Annotated in this window: 14 protein-coding genes and 2 tRNA genes; 7 read left to right on the top strand and 9 right to left on the bottom strand. The window is 66.3% G+C overall.

The window, feature by feature from the left end; genetic code table 11:
* The 5 genes from JOZ79_RS11285 to JOZ79_RS11265 form a co-directional block, all read left to right on the top strand.
* On the top strand, window positions 1-330 hold a 330-nt coding region (locus tag JOZ79_RS11285; protein ID WP_294074171.1), incomplete at its 5' end, for a glycosyltransferase family 4 protein.
* The gene (locus JOZ79_RS11280; protein ID WP_294074169.1) at window positions 318-1214 is read left to right on the top strand and encodes a glycosyltransferase family 2 protein; all 897 of its coding nucleotides are present in this window, start codon (window positions 318-320) and stop codon (window positions 1212-1214) included. The genes JOZ79_RS11285 and JOZ79_RS11280, both read left to right, overlap by 13 nt.
* 68 nt (window positions 1215-1282) lie before the next feature.
* Window positions 1283-1531 carry an acyl carrier protein gene (locus JOZ79_RS11275; RefSeq protein WP_294074167.1) on the top strand — a complete coding sequence of 83 codons (249 nt, stop codon included), beginning with the start codon at window positions 1283-1285 and terminating at the stop codon, window positions 1529-1531.
* Window positions 1528-2739, top strand: a complete 1212-nt coding sequence (locus JOZ79_RS11270; RefSeq protein WP_294074165.1) for an aminotransferase class I/II-fold pyridoxal phosphate-dependent enzyme — start codon at window positions 1528-1530, stop codon at window positions 2737-2739. Before JOZ79_RS11275 ends, JOZ79_RS11270 begins: the two co-directional genes overlap by 4 nt.
* Window positions 2740-2785: 46 nt before the next feature.
* Window positions 2786-4771, top strand: coding sequence for an ATP-binding protein (locus JOZ79_RS11265; protein WP_294074163.1), 1986 nt, complete (start codon window positions 2786-2788; stop codon window positions 4769-4771).
* Here JOZ79_RS11265 and JOZ79_RS11260 read toward each other — a convergent pair.
* A complete protein-coding gene (locus JOZ79_RS11260; protein WP_294074161.1) occupies window positions 4728-5588 on the bottom strand; it encodes a hypothetical protein in 861 nt (286 codons plus the stop codon). The two genes, JOZ79_RS11265 and JOZ79_RS11260, sit on opposite strands and share 44 nt — an antisense overlap.
* 10 nt (window positions 5589-5598) lie before the next feature.
* A complete protein-coding gene (locus JOZ79_RS11255) occupies window positions 5599-6573 on the bottom strand; it encodes a diacylglycerol kinase family protein (protein WP_294074159.1) in 975 nt (324 codons plus the stop codon).
* Between the two features lie 176 nt (window positions 6574-6749).
* On the opposite strand from JOZ79_RS11255, the gene lptF reads away from it, so the two are divergent.
* Both lptF and lptG read left to right on the top strand, forming a co-directional pair.
* Entirely contained in the window at window positions 6750-7952 is a 1203-nt protein-coding gene (lptF, locus tag JOZ79_RS11250; RefSeq protein ID WP_294074158.1) for an LPS export ABC transporter permease LptF, read from the top strand.
* The gene (gene lptG / locus JOZ79_RS11245) at window positions 7949-9052 is read left to right on the top strand and encodes an LPS export ABC transporter permease LptG (RefSeq protein ID WP_294074156.1); all 1104 of its coding nucleotides are present in this window, start codon (window positions 7949-7951) and stop codon (window positions 9050-9052) included. Before lptF ends, lptG begins: the two co-directional genes overlap by 4 nt.
* 89 nt (window positions 9053-9141) lie before the next feature.
* Here lptG and JOZ79_RS11240 read toward each other — a convergent pair.
* The 7 genes from JOZ79_RS11240 to JOZ79_RS11210 all read right to left on the bottom strand — a co-directional run bounded on the left by JOZ79_RS11240 (window position 9142) and on the right by JOZ79_RS11210 (window position 15153).
* Window positions 9142-9227: transfer RNA gene (locus JOZ79_RS11240), tRNA-Tyr, on the bottom strand.
* Window positions 9228-9412: 185 nt separating this feature from the next.
* Window positions 9413-9486 (bottom strand) — tRNA-Gly (locus tag JOZ79_RS11235).
* Between the two features lie 23 nt (window positions 9487-9509).
* Window positions 9510-10319 (bottom strand): metallophosphoesterase, encoded by an 810-nt coding sequence (locus JOZ79_RS11230; RefSeq protein WP_294074154.1) that lies wholly within the window; start codon window positions 10317-10319, stop codon window positions 9510-9512.
* A gap of 489 nt (window positions 10320-10808) precedes the next feature.
* Window positions 10809-11711, bottom strand: coding sequence for an NAD(P)-dependent oxidoreductase (locus JOZ79_RS11225; RefSeq protein ID WP_294074152.1), 903 nt, complete (start codon window positions 11709-11711; stop codon window positions 10809-10811).
* Window positions 11708-12751 (bottom strand): GTPase ObgE, encoded by a 1044-nt coding sequence (gene obgE, locus JOZ79_RS11220; RefSeq protein ID WP_294074150.1) that lies wholly within the window; start codon window positions 12749-12751, stop codon window positions 11708-11710. Before obgE ends, JOZ79_RS11225 begins: the two co-directional genes overlap by 4 nt.
* A 51-nt stretch (window positions 12752-12802) precedes the next feature.
* Window positions 12803-13780 carry a prolyl aminopeptidase gene (gene pip / locus JOZ79_RS11215; protein WP_294074148.1) on the bottom strand — a complete coding sequence of 326 codons (978 nt, stop codon included), beginning with the start codon at window positions 13778-13780 and terminating at the stop codon, window positions 12803-12805.
* Window positions 13780-15153 (bottom strand): glutamate--cysteine ligase, encoded by a 1374-nt coding sequence (locus JOZ79_RS11210; RefSeq protein ID WP_294074146.1) that lies wholly within the window; start codon window positions 15151-15153, stop codon window positions 13780-13782. Before JOZ79_RS11210 ends, pip begins: the two co-directional genes overlap by 1 nt.
* Window positions 15154-15160 lie beyond the last annotated feature (7 nt).

Raw genomic sequence — 15160 nt, 5'->3', positions numbered from 1 at the left:
CAGAGCCGATCGCTGCCTGTCGTTGCCTTCAATCAGGGCCCGATCCCGGAAGCCATGATCGACGGGACGACCGGCATCCTGGTGCCGGACAAGGATGCCGGAACACTCGCCAACGCGCTTGCCTCGCTGATCGACAGCCCCGAACGCAGGCGCGAAATGGGTGAGGCCGGCCGCCAGTTCGTCGAGGAGCATTTCGACATTACGCGACAGGCGGCGAAGCTTGAGGAGCTCTACGACCAGGTGCTCGCTCCCCAGCGCCCCTCCGGAAACCGCCGCCACTCCGGAAAGAACGCGCTGCCCGGCGGCACTCAAGCCGCTTGCTCCGACTGACTGACTTCATGCGCTCCGAAGTATCCGTCATCGTGCCCACCCACGGGCGCCCAAACTTGCTTGCGCGCGCGCTCGACAGCATCGCCCGGCAGTCGGCTTCGCCTCGGGAAGTCATCATCGTCGACGACATCGGTTGTTCCGAAACCCGCGAGCTCGTTGCGGAGCGTTGCCGCGCGACCACTACGCCGCTGCGCTACGTCGCCAGCGACGAGCCGGGCGCCTGCCGCTCGCGCAACCTCGGAGCGTCGCTCGCGAGCGGCGACCTGATCGCATTTCTCGACGATGACGACGAGTGGATGGAGGGGTTCCTGGACCGTTGTTCGGCCGCTCTGGCCGACTGCGGCGCCGATTTCGCTCTTGCCGACATTGAGCGCCGCTACACCGGCGCAGCGGTCAAGCGACTGAGCACGCGCCCCGGCCTGACCGCGAAGACGGTGCTCAACCAGCGCGTCCACATGACCGGCAGCAGCTTCGTCATCCGATCGGAGGCCTTCTGGGCCGTTGATGGGTTCGACCCGGCCGTTCCGGTGTTCAACGACTGGGACCTGTTCCTGCGCCTGGTGCGGGCAGGAAAGACCTATCGCGTAGTGAACCAGCCGCTGGTCTGCTGGAACGAGCACCCCGGCGAGCGCATCACCACGCCTACCCTTCGTCGCGCCGAAGGCATCGACCGCTTCCTCGGCGTCTATGGGGCCGACATGCGCTTCCACGTCCGCGCCTATTTCCTTCGGATCGCCTATGGCATCCGCAAGGCGAACGAGGCCTCTCGCATTGGCCGGATGCATCTTACCAGCCGAATGCTGCGCAGCGCCGGAATCCTCGGCTCGGCCTATATCGCGTGGCGAAGCGCGGTTGAGCTTGCCTCGAAGCCGGCGGAGTTCTGACGGCCGCCGCGCCGCATTGACGCCCCATTGCGTTGCGAAAGGCAGGCTCCCCGACTAACGAGCGCCGAATGTCAGATCGCCAGCAAATCTCCGCCAAGGTCCATCAGCTGATCGAACCCCTGAACAAAAAGGGCGCCTCCGTCACGGACGCGACCCGCTTCGCGCAGGATCTGGAGTGGGACAGCCTGACTGTCCTCGATTTCGTCGCGACAATCGAGGATGAGTTCGACGTGATGATCACGATGAACATGCAGGCCGAGATCGAAACGGTCGGCCAGCTCGTCGACGCGTTGCAAAGGCTTACGGCCGGCAAGTGACCGACCTTTTTGCCAAGTTCGACCCGCTGATCGAACAGCGCGCCGCACTTCTCGACAGCGGCGTCGCCGACCCGTTCAACCTGGTGATGGAGCGGGTCGAAAGCCCGACCGTCGCCATCTGCAACGGCCGCCGCACGATCCTTCTCGGGACCTACAATTACATGGGCATGACCTTCGACCCGGACGTCATCGCCGCGGGCAAGAAGGCGCTCGACGACTATGGCTCGGGAACGACCGGAAGCCGGGTCCTCAACGGCACCTACGCCGGCCACCGCGCGGTCGAGCAGGCGCTGAAGGACTTTTACGCGATGGACCATGCAATGGTCTTCTCGACGGGATACCAGGCGAACCTCGGGGTGATTTCGACGATCGCCGGCAAGGACGATTACATCGTTCTCGACATCGACAGCCACGCGTCGATCTACGACGGCTGCGCGCTCGGCAATGCCCAGATCGTCCCCTTCCGCCACAATGATGTGGAGGCGCTCGAAAAGCGGCTGAAACGCATCCCCGAGGGCGCGGGAAAGCTGGTGGTGCTCGAAGGCGTCTATTCGATGCTCGGTGACATCGCTCCGTTGAAGGAGATGGTCGCGGTTTCCAAGGCCAACGGGGCAATGGTCCTGGTCGACGAAGCCCATTCGATGGGCTTCATCGGCGAGCATGGCCGCGGAGTCGCGGAGGCGCAGGGGGTGATCGGCGACGTCGACTTCATCGTCGGCACCTTCTCGAAGTCGGTCGGCACCGTCGGCGGCTTCTGCGTCTCCAACCATCCCAAGTTCGAGATCCTGCGGCTGGTCTGCCGCCCTTATGTCTTTACCGCCTCGCTGCCGCCGTCGGTGGTCGCCACTGCTGCCACCTCGGTTCGCAAGCTGATGGATTCGGCTGACAAGCGGGCGCACCTCTGGGAAAATAGCAAGCGCCTGCACGCCGGCCTTCGCCAGCTCGGATTCCGGCTCGGCACGGACGAGCCGCAGTCGGCGATCATCGCGGTGATCATGCCCGATCTCGAGACCGGCGCGGCGATGTGGGAGGCGCTCCTGCGCGAGGGTCTGTATGTCAATCTCGCACGGCCACCGGCGACGCCCGCGGGCATGACCCTGCTCCGCTGCTCGCTCTGCGCGCTTCACTCGGAGGGCCAGGTCGGCGAGATTCTTGGCATGTTTGCTGCGGCGGGACGTGCAACCGGCTGTATAAGCGGAGTGAATTAGGGCAGCTTTGACTTCCGTCGGACAGTCGACAGGGCTACACTACGGCATGTTTGGGGACGGGGAGGACCTGAGGATCGACTGGAGGCGCGGCGGTGCCGCCGCCGTCGGCCTGATCGCAGCCCTGGTCCTGATGACCATGGTGGTCCTCGTCGCCCTGTCGAACGGCTCGCGCGAGCGGGCGCTGTCGGCGGAGCGGCACACCTATGACGTCGCCCTCGTCGTCCGCAACGTCAGCTCGAACATCTCGCGCGCCGAGTCCACGCTCGCCCGCTTCGTCCTCGACCAGAAGGACGCGACCGGCGAGATCTACTACAACGACTGGCAGCTGGCCGGTTACCAGATCGAGCAGCTGCGTTCTCTGGTCAGCGGAGAGCCCGAGCAACAGGCGCTGGTTGCCCGGCTGCAGGCGCTCTACGCCAAGCGCGGCGCCCAGCTCGCGCTCGCCGCGCAGGCCGCCGCGCTCGAGAAGGATCAGTCGGGCATCAACTACTTCTACAGCGCCGGCAAGCTCCCGACCGGAACCGAGCTCGACAAGACCCTCGACCAGATCATCGCCGTCGAGCGCGATTCCCTGCGCACGCGGCAGGAGCAAAGCGAGTTCTTCACCGACCAGGCCGACCAGTTCACCGACTATTTGAGTTGGCTGGGCATTCTCGTCGGCGCCGGCGCGGTCTTCCTCGGCGTCGTCGCCGTCCAGGCGCTCCGCCAGAACGCCGCCGCGCGGAGGCAGGCCGAATCCGAGGCCGAACGCGCCGAAACCCTGGAGCAGGCCGTACGCGAGCGGACGCAGGAGCTATGGGATGCAAACCTGGCGCTGAAGGCGGAAGCGGAGGAACGGCACGCGGCCGAGGCCCAGCTACGCCAGGTCCAGAAGATGGAAGCGGTGGGCCAGCTGACCGGCGGCATCGCCCACGACTTCAACAACATGCTCGCCGTCGTGGTCGGCGGCATCGACCTCGCCCAACGCCGGCTGAACGGCCCCCGGCGCGAGGTTCTGACGCATCTGCATAACGCCATGGAGGGCGCCACCCGCGCGGCGGCGCTGACCCGGCGCCTGCTGTCCTTCGCCCGCTCCGAGCCGCTGCTGCCCGAACGTGTCGATAGCAACGAGCTGATCGCCGGAATGTCCGACCTCCTCGACCGGACACTCGGCGAGCGGATCCGGATCGAGGTCGATCTTGCGCCCGACGCCTGGGCGATCGATGTCGATCCCCACCAGCTCGAGAATGCGATCGTCAACCTTGCCGTCAACGCCCGGGACGCGATGGAAGGGCAAGGCGTGCTCACGGTGACGACGTCCAACGTCAAGCTCGCTGCTAACGAGATCGGGGACATCCGCGCCGGCGATTATGTCCGGGTCAGCGTTGCCGACAGCGGCTGCGGAATGCCCAAAGACGTCCTGGAGCGCGCGTTCGAACCCTTCTTTACGACCAAGCCGGTCGGCAAAGGCACCGGCCTCGGCCTCAGCCAGATTTTCGGCTTCGCGCACCAGTCGGGCGGCGAGGTGGGGATCGACAGCACGGTCGGCGAAGGCACGACGGTCTCGATCTACTTGCCGCGAACCGAGGTGCCGGCCGCGCCAGTGCGGATTCATCCCGCTGCGACGCGAGCCGAGCCGGAGCTTCACGTTCCCGGCGCCCGCATCCTGGTCGTCGAGGATGACGCCCGGGTCCGGTCGGCGACCGTCAGCGCGCTTGAGGATCTCGACTACGAGCCGATCGCCTGCGCGGGAGGCGCCGAGGCGATCGAGCTGTTCGAAGCCAACGAGTTCGACCTCGTCATCAGCGACGTCATCATGCCGGAAATGACCGGTCCGGAGCTCATCCGGCATCTCAAGGCCACGCACTCGAGGCCCTTCTCGGTACTGTTCGTCACCGGTTATGTCGGCGACGGCGAAAGCGACGACCTGCGCGGCTACGAATTGCTCCGCAAGCCCTTCACGGTCAGCGCGCTTGCAAGCGCCGTCTCCGGCGCGCTTACGCGGATTGTCAGCGAACCGCGCCCGAGCTCAGCAGCCGCGGCAAAAGGGTAATCGCGGCAAGCAGCGGGTGTCGCCGCTGCCAGGGCTTGAGCGCGATTGCGGTTCCCGCGTGGCGGTTGATCTTCCAGGCGATGTAATCGGCTCCTCCGGCGAACGTGAAACTGGCCTTGGCGAGGCGCGCCACCGAATAGATTTTCCCATGCCGCTGCTTCCCCCGCCACCAGCGCTCATCGCGCGTCGGGCCAGGACTGCTGGCCGCCGCGGCGAACCGTTCATACCGCTGGGGATCGGCATCGACGATCATCGCCGATCGGTCGCTCCGCTCGGCCCGAAGCTCGGCTCCGAACGTCAGGGCGAATGCGCGTTTCCACAGATCGATGGCGGATAGCTTTCCGGACGCCGGAACCGCCCAGCCGAGCAGACTCGGCGTAGCCTGCGACACGGTTTCGATCACCCGTACCCGCGCCGCCTCGTCCTTGCTCCACACCAGGCGCGACGGCTGAGCGAAGCGAGCCGCGGTAGAAACCGTCCACGCGTCGCGCGAGCATTCGTGGGCAAAATCCGCTTCGCTGAGCACGGCATATTTGGACACCAGGCCGCCATGCTCGAAATAGAAGACGTTGGGTGGGATCAGGCGGTTCGCGACCGCCAGCCACCGGCTCGTGTAAGCTGCCCGGTAATCGGAAACGATCAGGTAGAAATCGAGCATCAGCCCGGCGAGTTCGCGCTGGCGCAGGCAGGAGCCGTAGAACAGCACGGCCTGGCTCGCCTTCCCGTGCTTCTCCGCAATCGCTGCGGCCATCGCGGCGACGCGCGGATCGACGGGCAGCATCAGCTCCTCGGCGACGAGCTCGCGCAGGCCAGGCATAGGGTGGCGCTTACGCGGCCAGCTTGACGAAAGCGAGCGGCTCGGCCGGGCGCAGGTGGATCGGGCTGCCAGCCTCGGCCCGGAACGTCTCGCCGTCGAGGATCACGTTGGAGCTTTCGCCCTCGATCGTGATCTCGTCGGCTTCTTCGTAATGGACTCCGCGGACATTGGACCGGCCGATCCTGCCGGCAAGGCTCGCAGCGAATGCCCGGATCAGGGTCGCCGGCTTCTCCTCGACGGCGAGCAGCTTCAGGACACCCTTGCGCTTGCTTCCGATCTCGCTCGACAGCAGCAGCTTCTCCAGCGTCGTCACGGCAAGAAGCGAGAACTTGCCCGTGAGGCGGTTCTCCTGCTCGCGTAGCGAGACATTCAACGGCCTCGGATCGGGCGGCAGGAAGCTTCCCTTGATCCGAAGCAGCAGCTTGGCCACCAGCGCAACCGCAGTCAGCGCATGTGCGAGCCCGTTGGGAAGGCCGAGCGGATAGATCTTGTCACGGCAGTAAAGCATCGTGTCGGCAAGCCCGGCGCCACCCAGGAACATGCCGATGACCGGCTTGTCCTCCGCGCGCCGGCGAAGCGCGATCAGTTCGCGCGGCACGACGTAGGGCGAAATGTCGCCATGCGCGATCGCCATCAGCCGTTCCAGCGCCTCGATCGGGTCGCCCTGGGCGCCGAGGTCGAGCGCAATGAGATTGGTCTTGCCGCTCGGAAGGACCGCGACCGGGGGTGGCTCGTCACCGAAGTGGCCGCCGTTGTAGAGCTCGGTCAGAGCCGCCTGGACGGTGCCGTCGCCGCCGTTGATGACGAGCACCTTCGGCCGCACCTGGGCAATGGTGCGCAATGCCTCGCCGACCTGGTTGGCGTGTTCGACCTCATAATGGAAGATGTCGGGATGCTCGGCGCAAAACGCCCGCATCCGGGGAAGCTGCGCGAGGTTCCCCGTCGACTTGGGATTGGACAGGAGAGCAATCCGGGCGCGCGCCATCAGCCCTCGCTGCCGGAGGAACGCCGGTTTCGGACTTGGCAAGTTTTCGGCATGATTTCGCAGATCGCTTCGCTATAGGCATCGAGCGGATGCCGCCGGTTCCCCTCGGCTGCACCCGTCCTTGCTGCCTATCTCTGTCGCCTTTGCGGCCAAATCATGGTGTTGGAACGACCGAATTGCTCCGGTTGCCGCTCATTGACCGCTACCTAGCCCGCTCCATAGCGGTGCCCCTGTTCGGCTCGCTGGTGCTTGCGGCGATGCTGCTCGTCCTCGACAAGATGCTCCGTCTTTTCCAGTACGTCGTCGACGCCGGCGGGCCGGTCAGCGTGGTCTGGAGGATGCTTGCCAACCTCCTCCCCGAATATCTTTCGCTCGGCATCCCGATCGGATTGATGCTCGGCATCCTGCTCGCCTTCCGCAAGCTGGCCCTGTCGTCAGAGCTCGATGCTCTCCGCGGCATCGGAGTCGGCTACGGCCGGCTGCTTCGCATCCCCTACGCCTTCGCGGTGCCGCTGATGATCCTCAACCTGTTCATCGTCGGCTATCTCCAGCCGTGGTCGCACTATCGCTACGAGGGGCTGCGCTTTGACCTCAAGTCAGGGGCGCTGGGGGCCGCGATCAATGTCGGCGAATTCAACCAGCTCGGCCACCATCTGACCCTGCGCATCGACCGCAGCGAGAAGAAGGGTACGCAGCTGCAGGGCATCTTTATCCAGATGGACGACAAGTCCGGGATGAGCGTCGCGGCGACGGCTGACCAGGGGCGCTTTCTGTCGGGCGACGATCCCAACACCATCGTATTTCGGCTCATCAACGTCCGCATGATCCAGGATTCGCCGAAGTTCAGGACTCCGCGCACCCTGTCGACCCGCCTCTACGACCTGCCGATCAACCTGCCCGCGATCGACCAGTTCCGCCGCCGCGGTGGCCCCGACTTCGACGAATTCTACCTCCACGAGCTGTTCCGGATGGGCTACCGCGGCGGCACTGCCGACCCTCGCCAAAGGCTCGGGGCCCAGGCGACGCTCAATTTCCGGCTGGTCGAGGTCATCATGATGCTGATGCTGCCGCTGCTTGCCGTCGCTCTCGCCGTGCCGCCGAAGCGAAGCTCCTCCTCGCTTGGCATCTTCCTCGGCATCGTGATCGTGGTCGCCTACCACAAGGTCAACCAATATGCCGAGCAGGCCGGCGCCCAGGGCCGGATCGAACCCATTATCGCCTTGTGGGTGCCCCTGGTGGTGCTCGCAGGCCTGATTTTCTGGATGTACCACGTCCTCGCCCACAAGCCGGGCGGACAGCCGATCGGCGCTCTCGAGCGCGGCGCCGCCAGGGCGTGGCGGTCGATCCGCTCCCTGTTCCCGAAGGCTCGGGCGGCATGATCAGCCTTCGACTTTTCCCGTCGCCGCGGCTTGCGGCCTACACGGTGCGGCTGTTCCTGACGCGCAGCCTCGCCGTGCTGGTGACCCTCGTGCTGATCCTGATGACTCTCGACCTTCTCGGGGAATCCGGCAAGATCCTGGCCGCTCCCGGAAACGGCGATGCCCAGCTGTGGCAATATGTCGGGCTTCGCATCCCGCTCCTGATTTCGCGCTTCCTGCCCTTCGCCGTCCTCCTCGGCACCCTGGTCGCCTTCGTCGGGCTCAACCAGCACAGCGAGGTGGTCGCAATGAAGGCGGCTGGAATCTCGGCGCACCAGATGCTCGCGCCGCTCATCATCGCCAGCATCTTCATCGCCGGCGCCCTGTTCGTCTTCAACGAAACGGTCGTCGTCCGCAACACGCGCATCGTCACCGCCTGGAGCGACAACGACTACAAGCCGATCCCGCCGGAAAGCGGGATTGCCGCCAACGTCTGGCTGATGAACGGAGACGACCTGATCCGCGCCGGGCAAGTCACCGGCTCCGGCGACGGCACCCGCATCGACAACCTTCGCATCTATGACCGTACCGGCGGGGTCCTGGACCGGGTCATCAGTGCCGACCACGCAACTCCCATACCGGGATCGCCCAACTGGCTGTTGAAGGCCGTCCGCGTCTACGATGCGAACATGAATGTCGTCGCCCGCAAGCCGGAGCTCATCGGCCTTGAGGGCGTGACCGGCGAGCAGCTCACCTTGGCGAAGGTCGACCCGACCGAGCTCGATTATTTCACCCTCAAGCAGCGGATCGGCGAGCTGGAGCGCGCCGGGCGGCCGACCGACGAAGCCAAGTCGGGACTGGCTCACAAGATCTCCGGCCCGCTCTCGACTCTGCTGATGCCGCTGCTTGCCGCGATCGCCGCCTTCGGTCTGGCACGTTCAGGGCAGGTCCTGGTCCGGGCCTGCGTCGGCATGGCGCTTGGCTTTGCCTATTTCGTCGCCGACAATTTCAGCCTGGCGATGGGCAATGTCGGCACATACCCGCCAATGATCGCCGCATGGGCTCCCTTCCTGCTGTTCCTGCTGATCGGCGAGACCGTGCTGATGCGGACAGAGGAATAGAGTTAGCGCGATTGCCGTGCTCGCCAGTCCCCCGGACTGGGTGCGCGATGCCGTGCTCGCCAGTCCCCGGGACTGCCTGCGCGCGGCAATGGTGGAGAGGGCTGGATTCGAACCAGCGTACGCTTGCGCGGGCAGATTTACAGTCTGCTGCCTTTAACCACTCGGCCACCTCTCCAGGTGTGGGCAGGCGCGCCAAATGGCGGGATGGGTGCGGCCTGTCAACGCGATTGCAGCGCGAGCTGGCTCCCCTTCGCTTCGCTGCGGGCGCTCCAGTCAGGAACCTGCCCCCGGCAGGTCCGTCGCCCCTTCGCTTCGCTGCGGGCGCTCCAATCAGGAACCTGCCCCCGGCAGGTCCCTGATTGGAGCGGGTGAAGGGAATCGAACCCTCGTCGTAAGCTTGGAAGGCTTCTGCTCTACCATTGAGCTACACCCGCGGCGCGAGACGCCGGGCGCCCGTCTAGCCGCGCCGAACCAGTGTCGGCAAGGCCTGTGGCGGCCGCGGCCGCAACTCGATCAGCCACATGTCGGGAGGCGCGCCGATGCGGAACGGCACCTGGCTCGTGCCGAGGCCGCCCGTCACGACGAGCGCGCGCCCGTTTTCGACGGTCACGCCGCACAGGTAGCGACTGCCGAACTCGGACCCGGTCGCCAGCGGCCCGACGAGTGGCAGGACGATCTGGCCGCAGTGGGTATGACCGGCCAGCATCAGGTCGATGCCCGGAGGCAGGCTGGCAAAGCCGTCCGGCGAATGGGAGATCACGATCCGCGCTCCCGACCGCGCCAGGATGCGGCGGACCGTACTTCCGAACCGCGTCCGCAAGCCGCCTAGCACGATCGGCCCCAACTGCACGGCTCGTTTCTCGAGAACATTGATGCCCGCCGCCCTGAGCGCCGCCATCGCCGCGGCACCGTCCGGCCGGTCGTTATTGCCAAGGACCGCGAACACGCCCTCCTTCGCTCTAAGACCGGCAAGCGGAGCAATTGCCGCCGCCTCGTCATAGCGCCGGGTCGCGACGACATTGTTGCCGATGAAGTCGCCGGCAAGCACGATGATGTCCGGATGGAGCGCGTTGGCCTGCCCGACGATGCGCTCGAGCCGGGCCGTCGGCATGTCCGGCCCCTGGGCATGCATGTCCGCCATCAGGAGGATGCGGATCGGCGCAGTGCCGGGAGGCAGGTCAGGCAGCGTGAAGGTCGCTCGCCGGACAACCGGAGCGCGCGTCGCCTCGGCATAACCATAGCCGGCGACGCCAAGGACAAGCAGCAACAGCGCCGTAAAGGCGATGACCCACCGCCGTCGAAAGCTGCCGTTAACTCTTCGGGCGCACATATTCGGCCAGCAAAACAAAGGGATTGGTCATGCGGGGGAAGATGACGGCCGCGGTCGTGGTAGCCGCAGCGGCGGCGCTCGTATTCATGGTGACACGCACGAATGCACGCGCGGACGCCGCGACGAGCGGCTGCTTCGCGGCGGAGCAGGGGCCCTCGCAACCGACGCTCTGCCAGTAATCCGCAGGCTCCTGCGTGGCGCCGGACGAAGGTCACAATAGTCACGTTCGATCGCTTGAAACCGGGGGGTCCGCCACTTCGACCACTTCGCGGCATCTGTGCGGTCCAGCATCATCCGTCGGACAGAGCATGAAAGGCCGCCTGTAGGACAGCAAATTCCTTCGCGGCCCGAGGACTGGGGATTGCCCCGACCGCCCGGGGGCGAAGAACCGGCTGTGCCACTGACCCGGGCGCCACGCGTGAGCGCCTAGAGCCAGCCGTTCATGCGGTACCAGGATGCCGTGTCCGAGAGGCCTTTCAGCGTGTCGATCTGGGGACGCCAGAGGTCCGCGGGCGCTCCGAGCTTCGGGTCGACGACCCAGTCACGGTGCGAAAAGTAGGCGGCGCGGTCAGCGGTAAGCTTGGCGCGATGGCGGCGGAAGAGCTGGTCGGCCCTGGCGGCGAGGCGAAGGAAGAGGGCTGGCGACGACATGATCAGCGGCCGCGTGCCGACGGCGAGGCCGAGCGCCCGCCCGAACTCGCGGTGGCTCCAGCCGGTCGGGCGGCCGTCGTCGGCTTCGATGACGATATTGGCGGGCACCTCTCCCACCAGCGTGAGCAGGAGTTGCGCAAGATCGTCGACGTGGATCAGCGACAGGCGGCCCGCAGGCGGCATCAGCAGCATGCCGGCCTTGGCCATCTTGAACAGGTCGAGCGTCTCCCTGTCGCCGGGACCGTAGACCGCGGGCGGCCGGACGATCGCCCAGTCCAGGCCGAAGCGCTGGACCAGTTCTTCGGCGCGAGCCTTGGAGGCGCCATAGAGCGACAATCGGGGCTCGCGCGCCGCCAGTGACGAGACGTGGACGAAGCGGTGGATGCCGGCCGCGGTCGCCGCGGCGAGCATCGCCAGGGTTCCCGCGACATTGCCCTGGTCGAAGCCGGCGGCGTCGGGCGCGTTGATCACTCCGGCGACGTGGATGACAGCGTCCGCATGGATGACCAGGCGGCGGACGGCCTCGCGGTCCTCGAGGCTGCCGGCAATCCAGGTGACGCCCTGGCGCTCCGGCTGTTCGCGGCGGGTGAGCGCCTTGACCTCGTGACCGGCGCCAAGCGCCGCGTCGAGCAAATGCGAGCCGACGAAGCCGGTGCCGCCGGTGATCGCGAGGATCACAGCGGAGTCCAGGCCTTCTGGGTCGTCGAATCCTCCTCGGTCTCGGCGGCGGCGTCGCCCAGGCGCTCGATGATGGCGTCGAGCAGGCCGTCGACGCCCTCGTCGAGCGGCGCTGAGATCGGGTAGACCCTGGCGCCGGTCGCCTTCTCCAGCGCCTTGACGAGCTTCGCTCGCGCCTTGTCGTCGAGAAGGTCGGACTTGGTCAGCGCGATGACCTCCATCTTCTCGTCGAGGCCGGCGCCATAATCCTCCAGCTCGCCGCGAACGACGCCCCAGCTGTCGACCGGGTCTTCGGCCGAACCGTCGATCAGGTGGAGAAGCACGCGCGTCCGCTCGACGTGGCCGAGGAAGCGGTCGCCGATGCCGGCCCCCTCCGCCGCGCCCTCGATCAGGCCGGGGATGTCGGCGATCACGAACTCGCGGCCCTTGTGGCGGACAACGCCGAGCTGCGGGCGCAAGGTCGTGAAGGGATAGTCGCCGACCTTGGCGCCGGCGTTCGTGACCGAATTGAGGAAGGTCGACTTGCCGGCGTTCGGAAGCCCGACGAGGCCGACGTCGGCGAGCAGCTTCAGCCGCAGCCAGACGTACATTTCCTCGCCGGGGATCCCGGTCTGGTGCTGGCGGGGCGCGCGGTTGGTCGAGGTCTTGTAGCTGGCGTTGCCGCGCCCTCCCATGCCGCCTTCGAGGAAGACGAGGCGCTGCCCTTCCTCGGTGAGGTCGGCGAGCAAAGTCCGCTCCTCGTCGTCGGCGAGGATCTGCGTTCCGACGGGCACCTTGATCACGAGGTCGGCCCCGCCCGCTCCGGTGCGGTTGGAGCCGGAGCCGCCCTTCCCTCGCGGCGCCCGGAAATGCTGGGTGTAGCGAAAGTCGATCAGGGTATTGAGGCCCGGCACCGCCTCGAACACGACATCGCCGCCCTTGCCGCCGTCGCCGCCGTCCGGGCCGCCGAACTCGACGAACTTCTCGCGCCGGAAGCTTACGGCACCGGGGCCGCCGGCGCCGGAACGGACGAAGATCTTAGCCTGGTCGAGGAAATGCATCGCGCTGCGCCTTAGGCGAAGCGGGGCGCGTTAGAAACCTTCAGGCCCGTCCTAACGGTCGGCGAACTTGTCGGTCGCGCGCACCAGGCCGTCGAGGTTGCCGGGCTCGTTGAAGAGATGGCCGGCGTCGGGCGTGATGTTGAGCTCGACCTCGGGCCAGGCCTGCTTGAGCTTCCAGGCGGCCATCGGCGGCGTGCAGGTATCGTGCCGGCCCTGGACGATGACGCCGGGAATGCCCCGCAATTTCTCGGCGGCGCCGCGAAGCAGCTGGCCTTCCTCGAGCCAGCCGTGGTTGGCCATGTAGTGGTTCTCGATCCGGGCGACGGCGACGGCGACGTCGGGGGAGGTGAAATGCTCGATGGTCGCTTCGCTCGGCAGCAGGGTGACGATGTCGCCTTCCCACTTGCTCCAGGCCTGGGCGGCGCGGAGCCGCTCGTCCTTGTCGTCGCCGGTCAGGCGCTTGCGATAAGCCTCGACGAGGTCGCTGCGCTCGGCGTCGGGGATCGGCGCGAGGAATTCAGCAAACTTGTCGGGATACACCTGCGAAGCACCGCCCGCCTTGTACATCCAGTCGATCTCATACTGGTCGAACAGGAAGATGCCGCGAAGGACCAGCTCGGTGACCCGCTCCGGGTGGGTTACGGCATAGGCGAGCGCCAGCGTCGATCCCCAGCTCCCGCCGAAGACCTGCCATTTGTCGACTTGCGAGACTTCCGTCCGGAGCTTCTCGATGTCCTCGACCAGGTCCCAGGTCGTGTTGTGGTCGAGCGAGGCATAAGGCGTCGACTTGCCGCAGCCGCGCTGGTCGAAGACGAGGATCTTGTACTTGTCAGGATTGAACTGCCGGCGGTGGTCCGGGCTTGAGCCGCCGCCCGGCCCGCCATGGAGGAAGACGACCGGCTTGCCGTCCGGATTGCCGGAGAGTTCCCAGTAGAGGCGGTGGCCGTCGCCGACATCGATCTGGCCGGTGCGATAGGGCTCGATCGCGGGGTAGAGGGTACGGCGCGCGGTGGAGAGGGGCATGTCCATCAGAAGCTGAACTCCTCGTAGATGTGGCTGAGGTCGCCCCGCCACTCGCCATGAAATTTCGCCAGAAGGCGGTCGGCGGGAGTGATGCCCGTCGCGACGACTTCGCGCAACGGGTCGAGGAAACCGCCCTCATTGTCGCCGGCGCTGTTAAGCCGCGCGCGGCGGGTCAGGCCGGCGGCGGCGATATCGAGGACGCGGGCGGCAAAGTCGCGCATCGGCTCGCCGTCGGGAGTGACTCCGTCGAGACCCTGGCGCGGGACTTGATGGCGGAGGGCCTCGCGCTGCTCGATGGTCCAGTGCTTCACCAGGTCCCACGCTGCGTCGAGGGACTGGTCGTCATAGAGCAGCCCTACCCATAGCGCCGGCAAAGCGCAGATCTTGCCCCAGCGGCCGCCGTCGGCGCCGCGCATCTCGAGAAAGCTCTTGAGGCGGACTTCGGGAAAGGCGGTCGAGAGATGGTCGACCCAGTCGCTTACCAGCGGCTTCTGGCCCGGGAGTTCGGTGAGGCGGCCGTCGAGGAAATCGCGAAAGCTCCGCCCGGCGACGTCGATATATCTGCCGTCGCGATAGACGAAGTACATCGGCACATCGAGCGCGTAGTCGCAGTAGCGTTCATACCCGAACCCATCCTCGAACACGAAGGGCAACATGCCCGTGCGGTCGGGATCCGTGTCTTCCCAGATATGGCTTCGAAAGCTCTTGAAGCCATTCGGCTTGCCTTCGGTGAAGGGCGAGTTCGCGAACAGCGCGGTGGCGACCGGCTGCAGCGCCAGGCCGACGCGAAACTTCTTCACCATGTCGGCTTCGCTCGAATAATCGAGGTTGGTCTGGATGGTGCAGGTGCGCAGCATCATGTCGAGCCCGAGGCTGCCGACCTTCGGCATGTAGCCCAGCATGATCGCGTAGCGGCCCTTGGGCATTCGCGGCAGGTCGGCGCGGGCCTTGTCCGGCCACATGCCGAGGCCGAGGAAGCTGAGACCAAGGCGCTCGCCGACGGTCTTGCATTGCTCGAGGTGGCGGGCGGCCTCCGCGCAGGTGAGGTGGAGGTTTTCGAGCGCAGCGCCGCTCAGCTCGAACTGGCCCGCGGGCTCCAGGCTGATGTTGCCGTCAGCGCCCTTCAAGGCAATGACGTTTCCGTTCTCGAGGATCGGCTCCCAGCCGAATTCAGTGAGGCCGTTCAAAAGATCTCGGATGCCGCCGGGCTCGTCGTAGCTCGGGGCGCGATGGTCCGCGGTGCGGTAAACGAACTTTTCGTGCTCGGTACCGATGCGCCAATTCTCGCGGGGCTTCTCACCGCCCGAAAAGGTCGCAAGAAGGTCCTCGCGGCTTTCGATCAGCGGGCTTTTCGCTTCCTCGTCGGTTCGCGTCGTCATCGGCGGC

The organism is Sphingomonas sp., assembly GCF_019242355.1.
Taxonomy (GTDB): domain Bacteria; phylum Pseudomonadota; class Alphaproteobacteria; order Sphingomonadales; family Sphingomonadaceae; genus Sphingomicrobium.
This window is presented reverse-complemented; position numbering and strand designations above follow the sequence as displayed.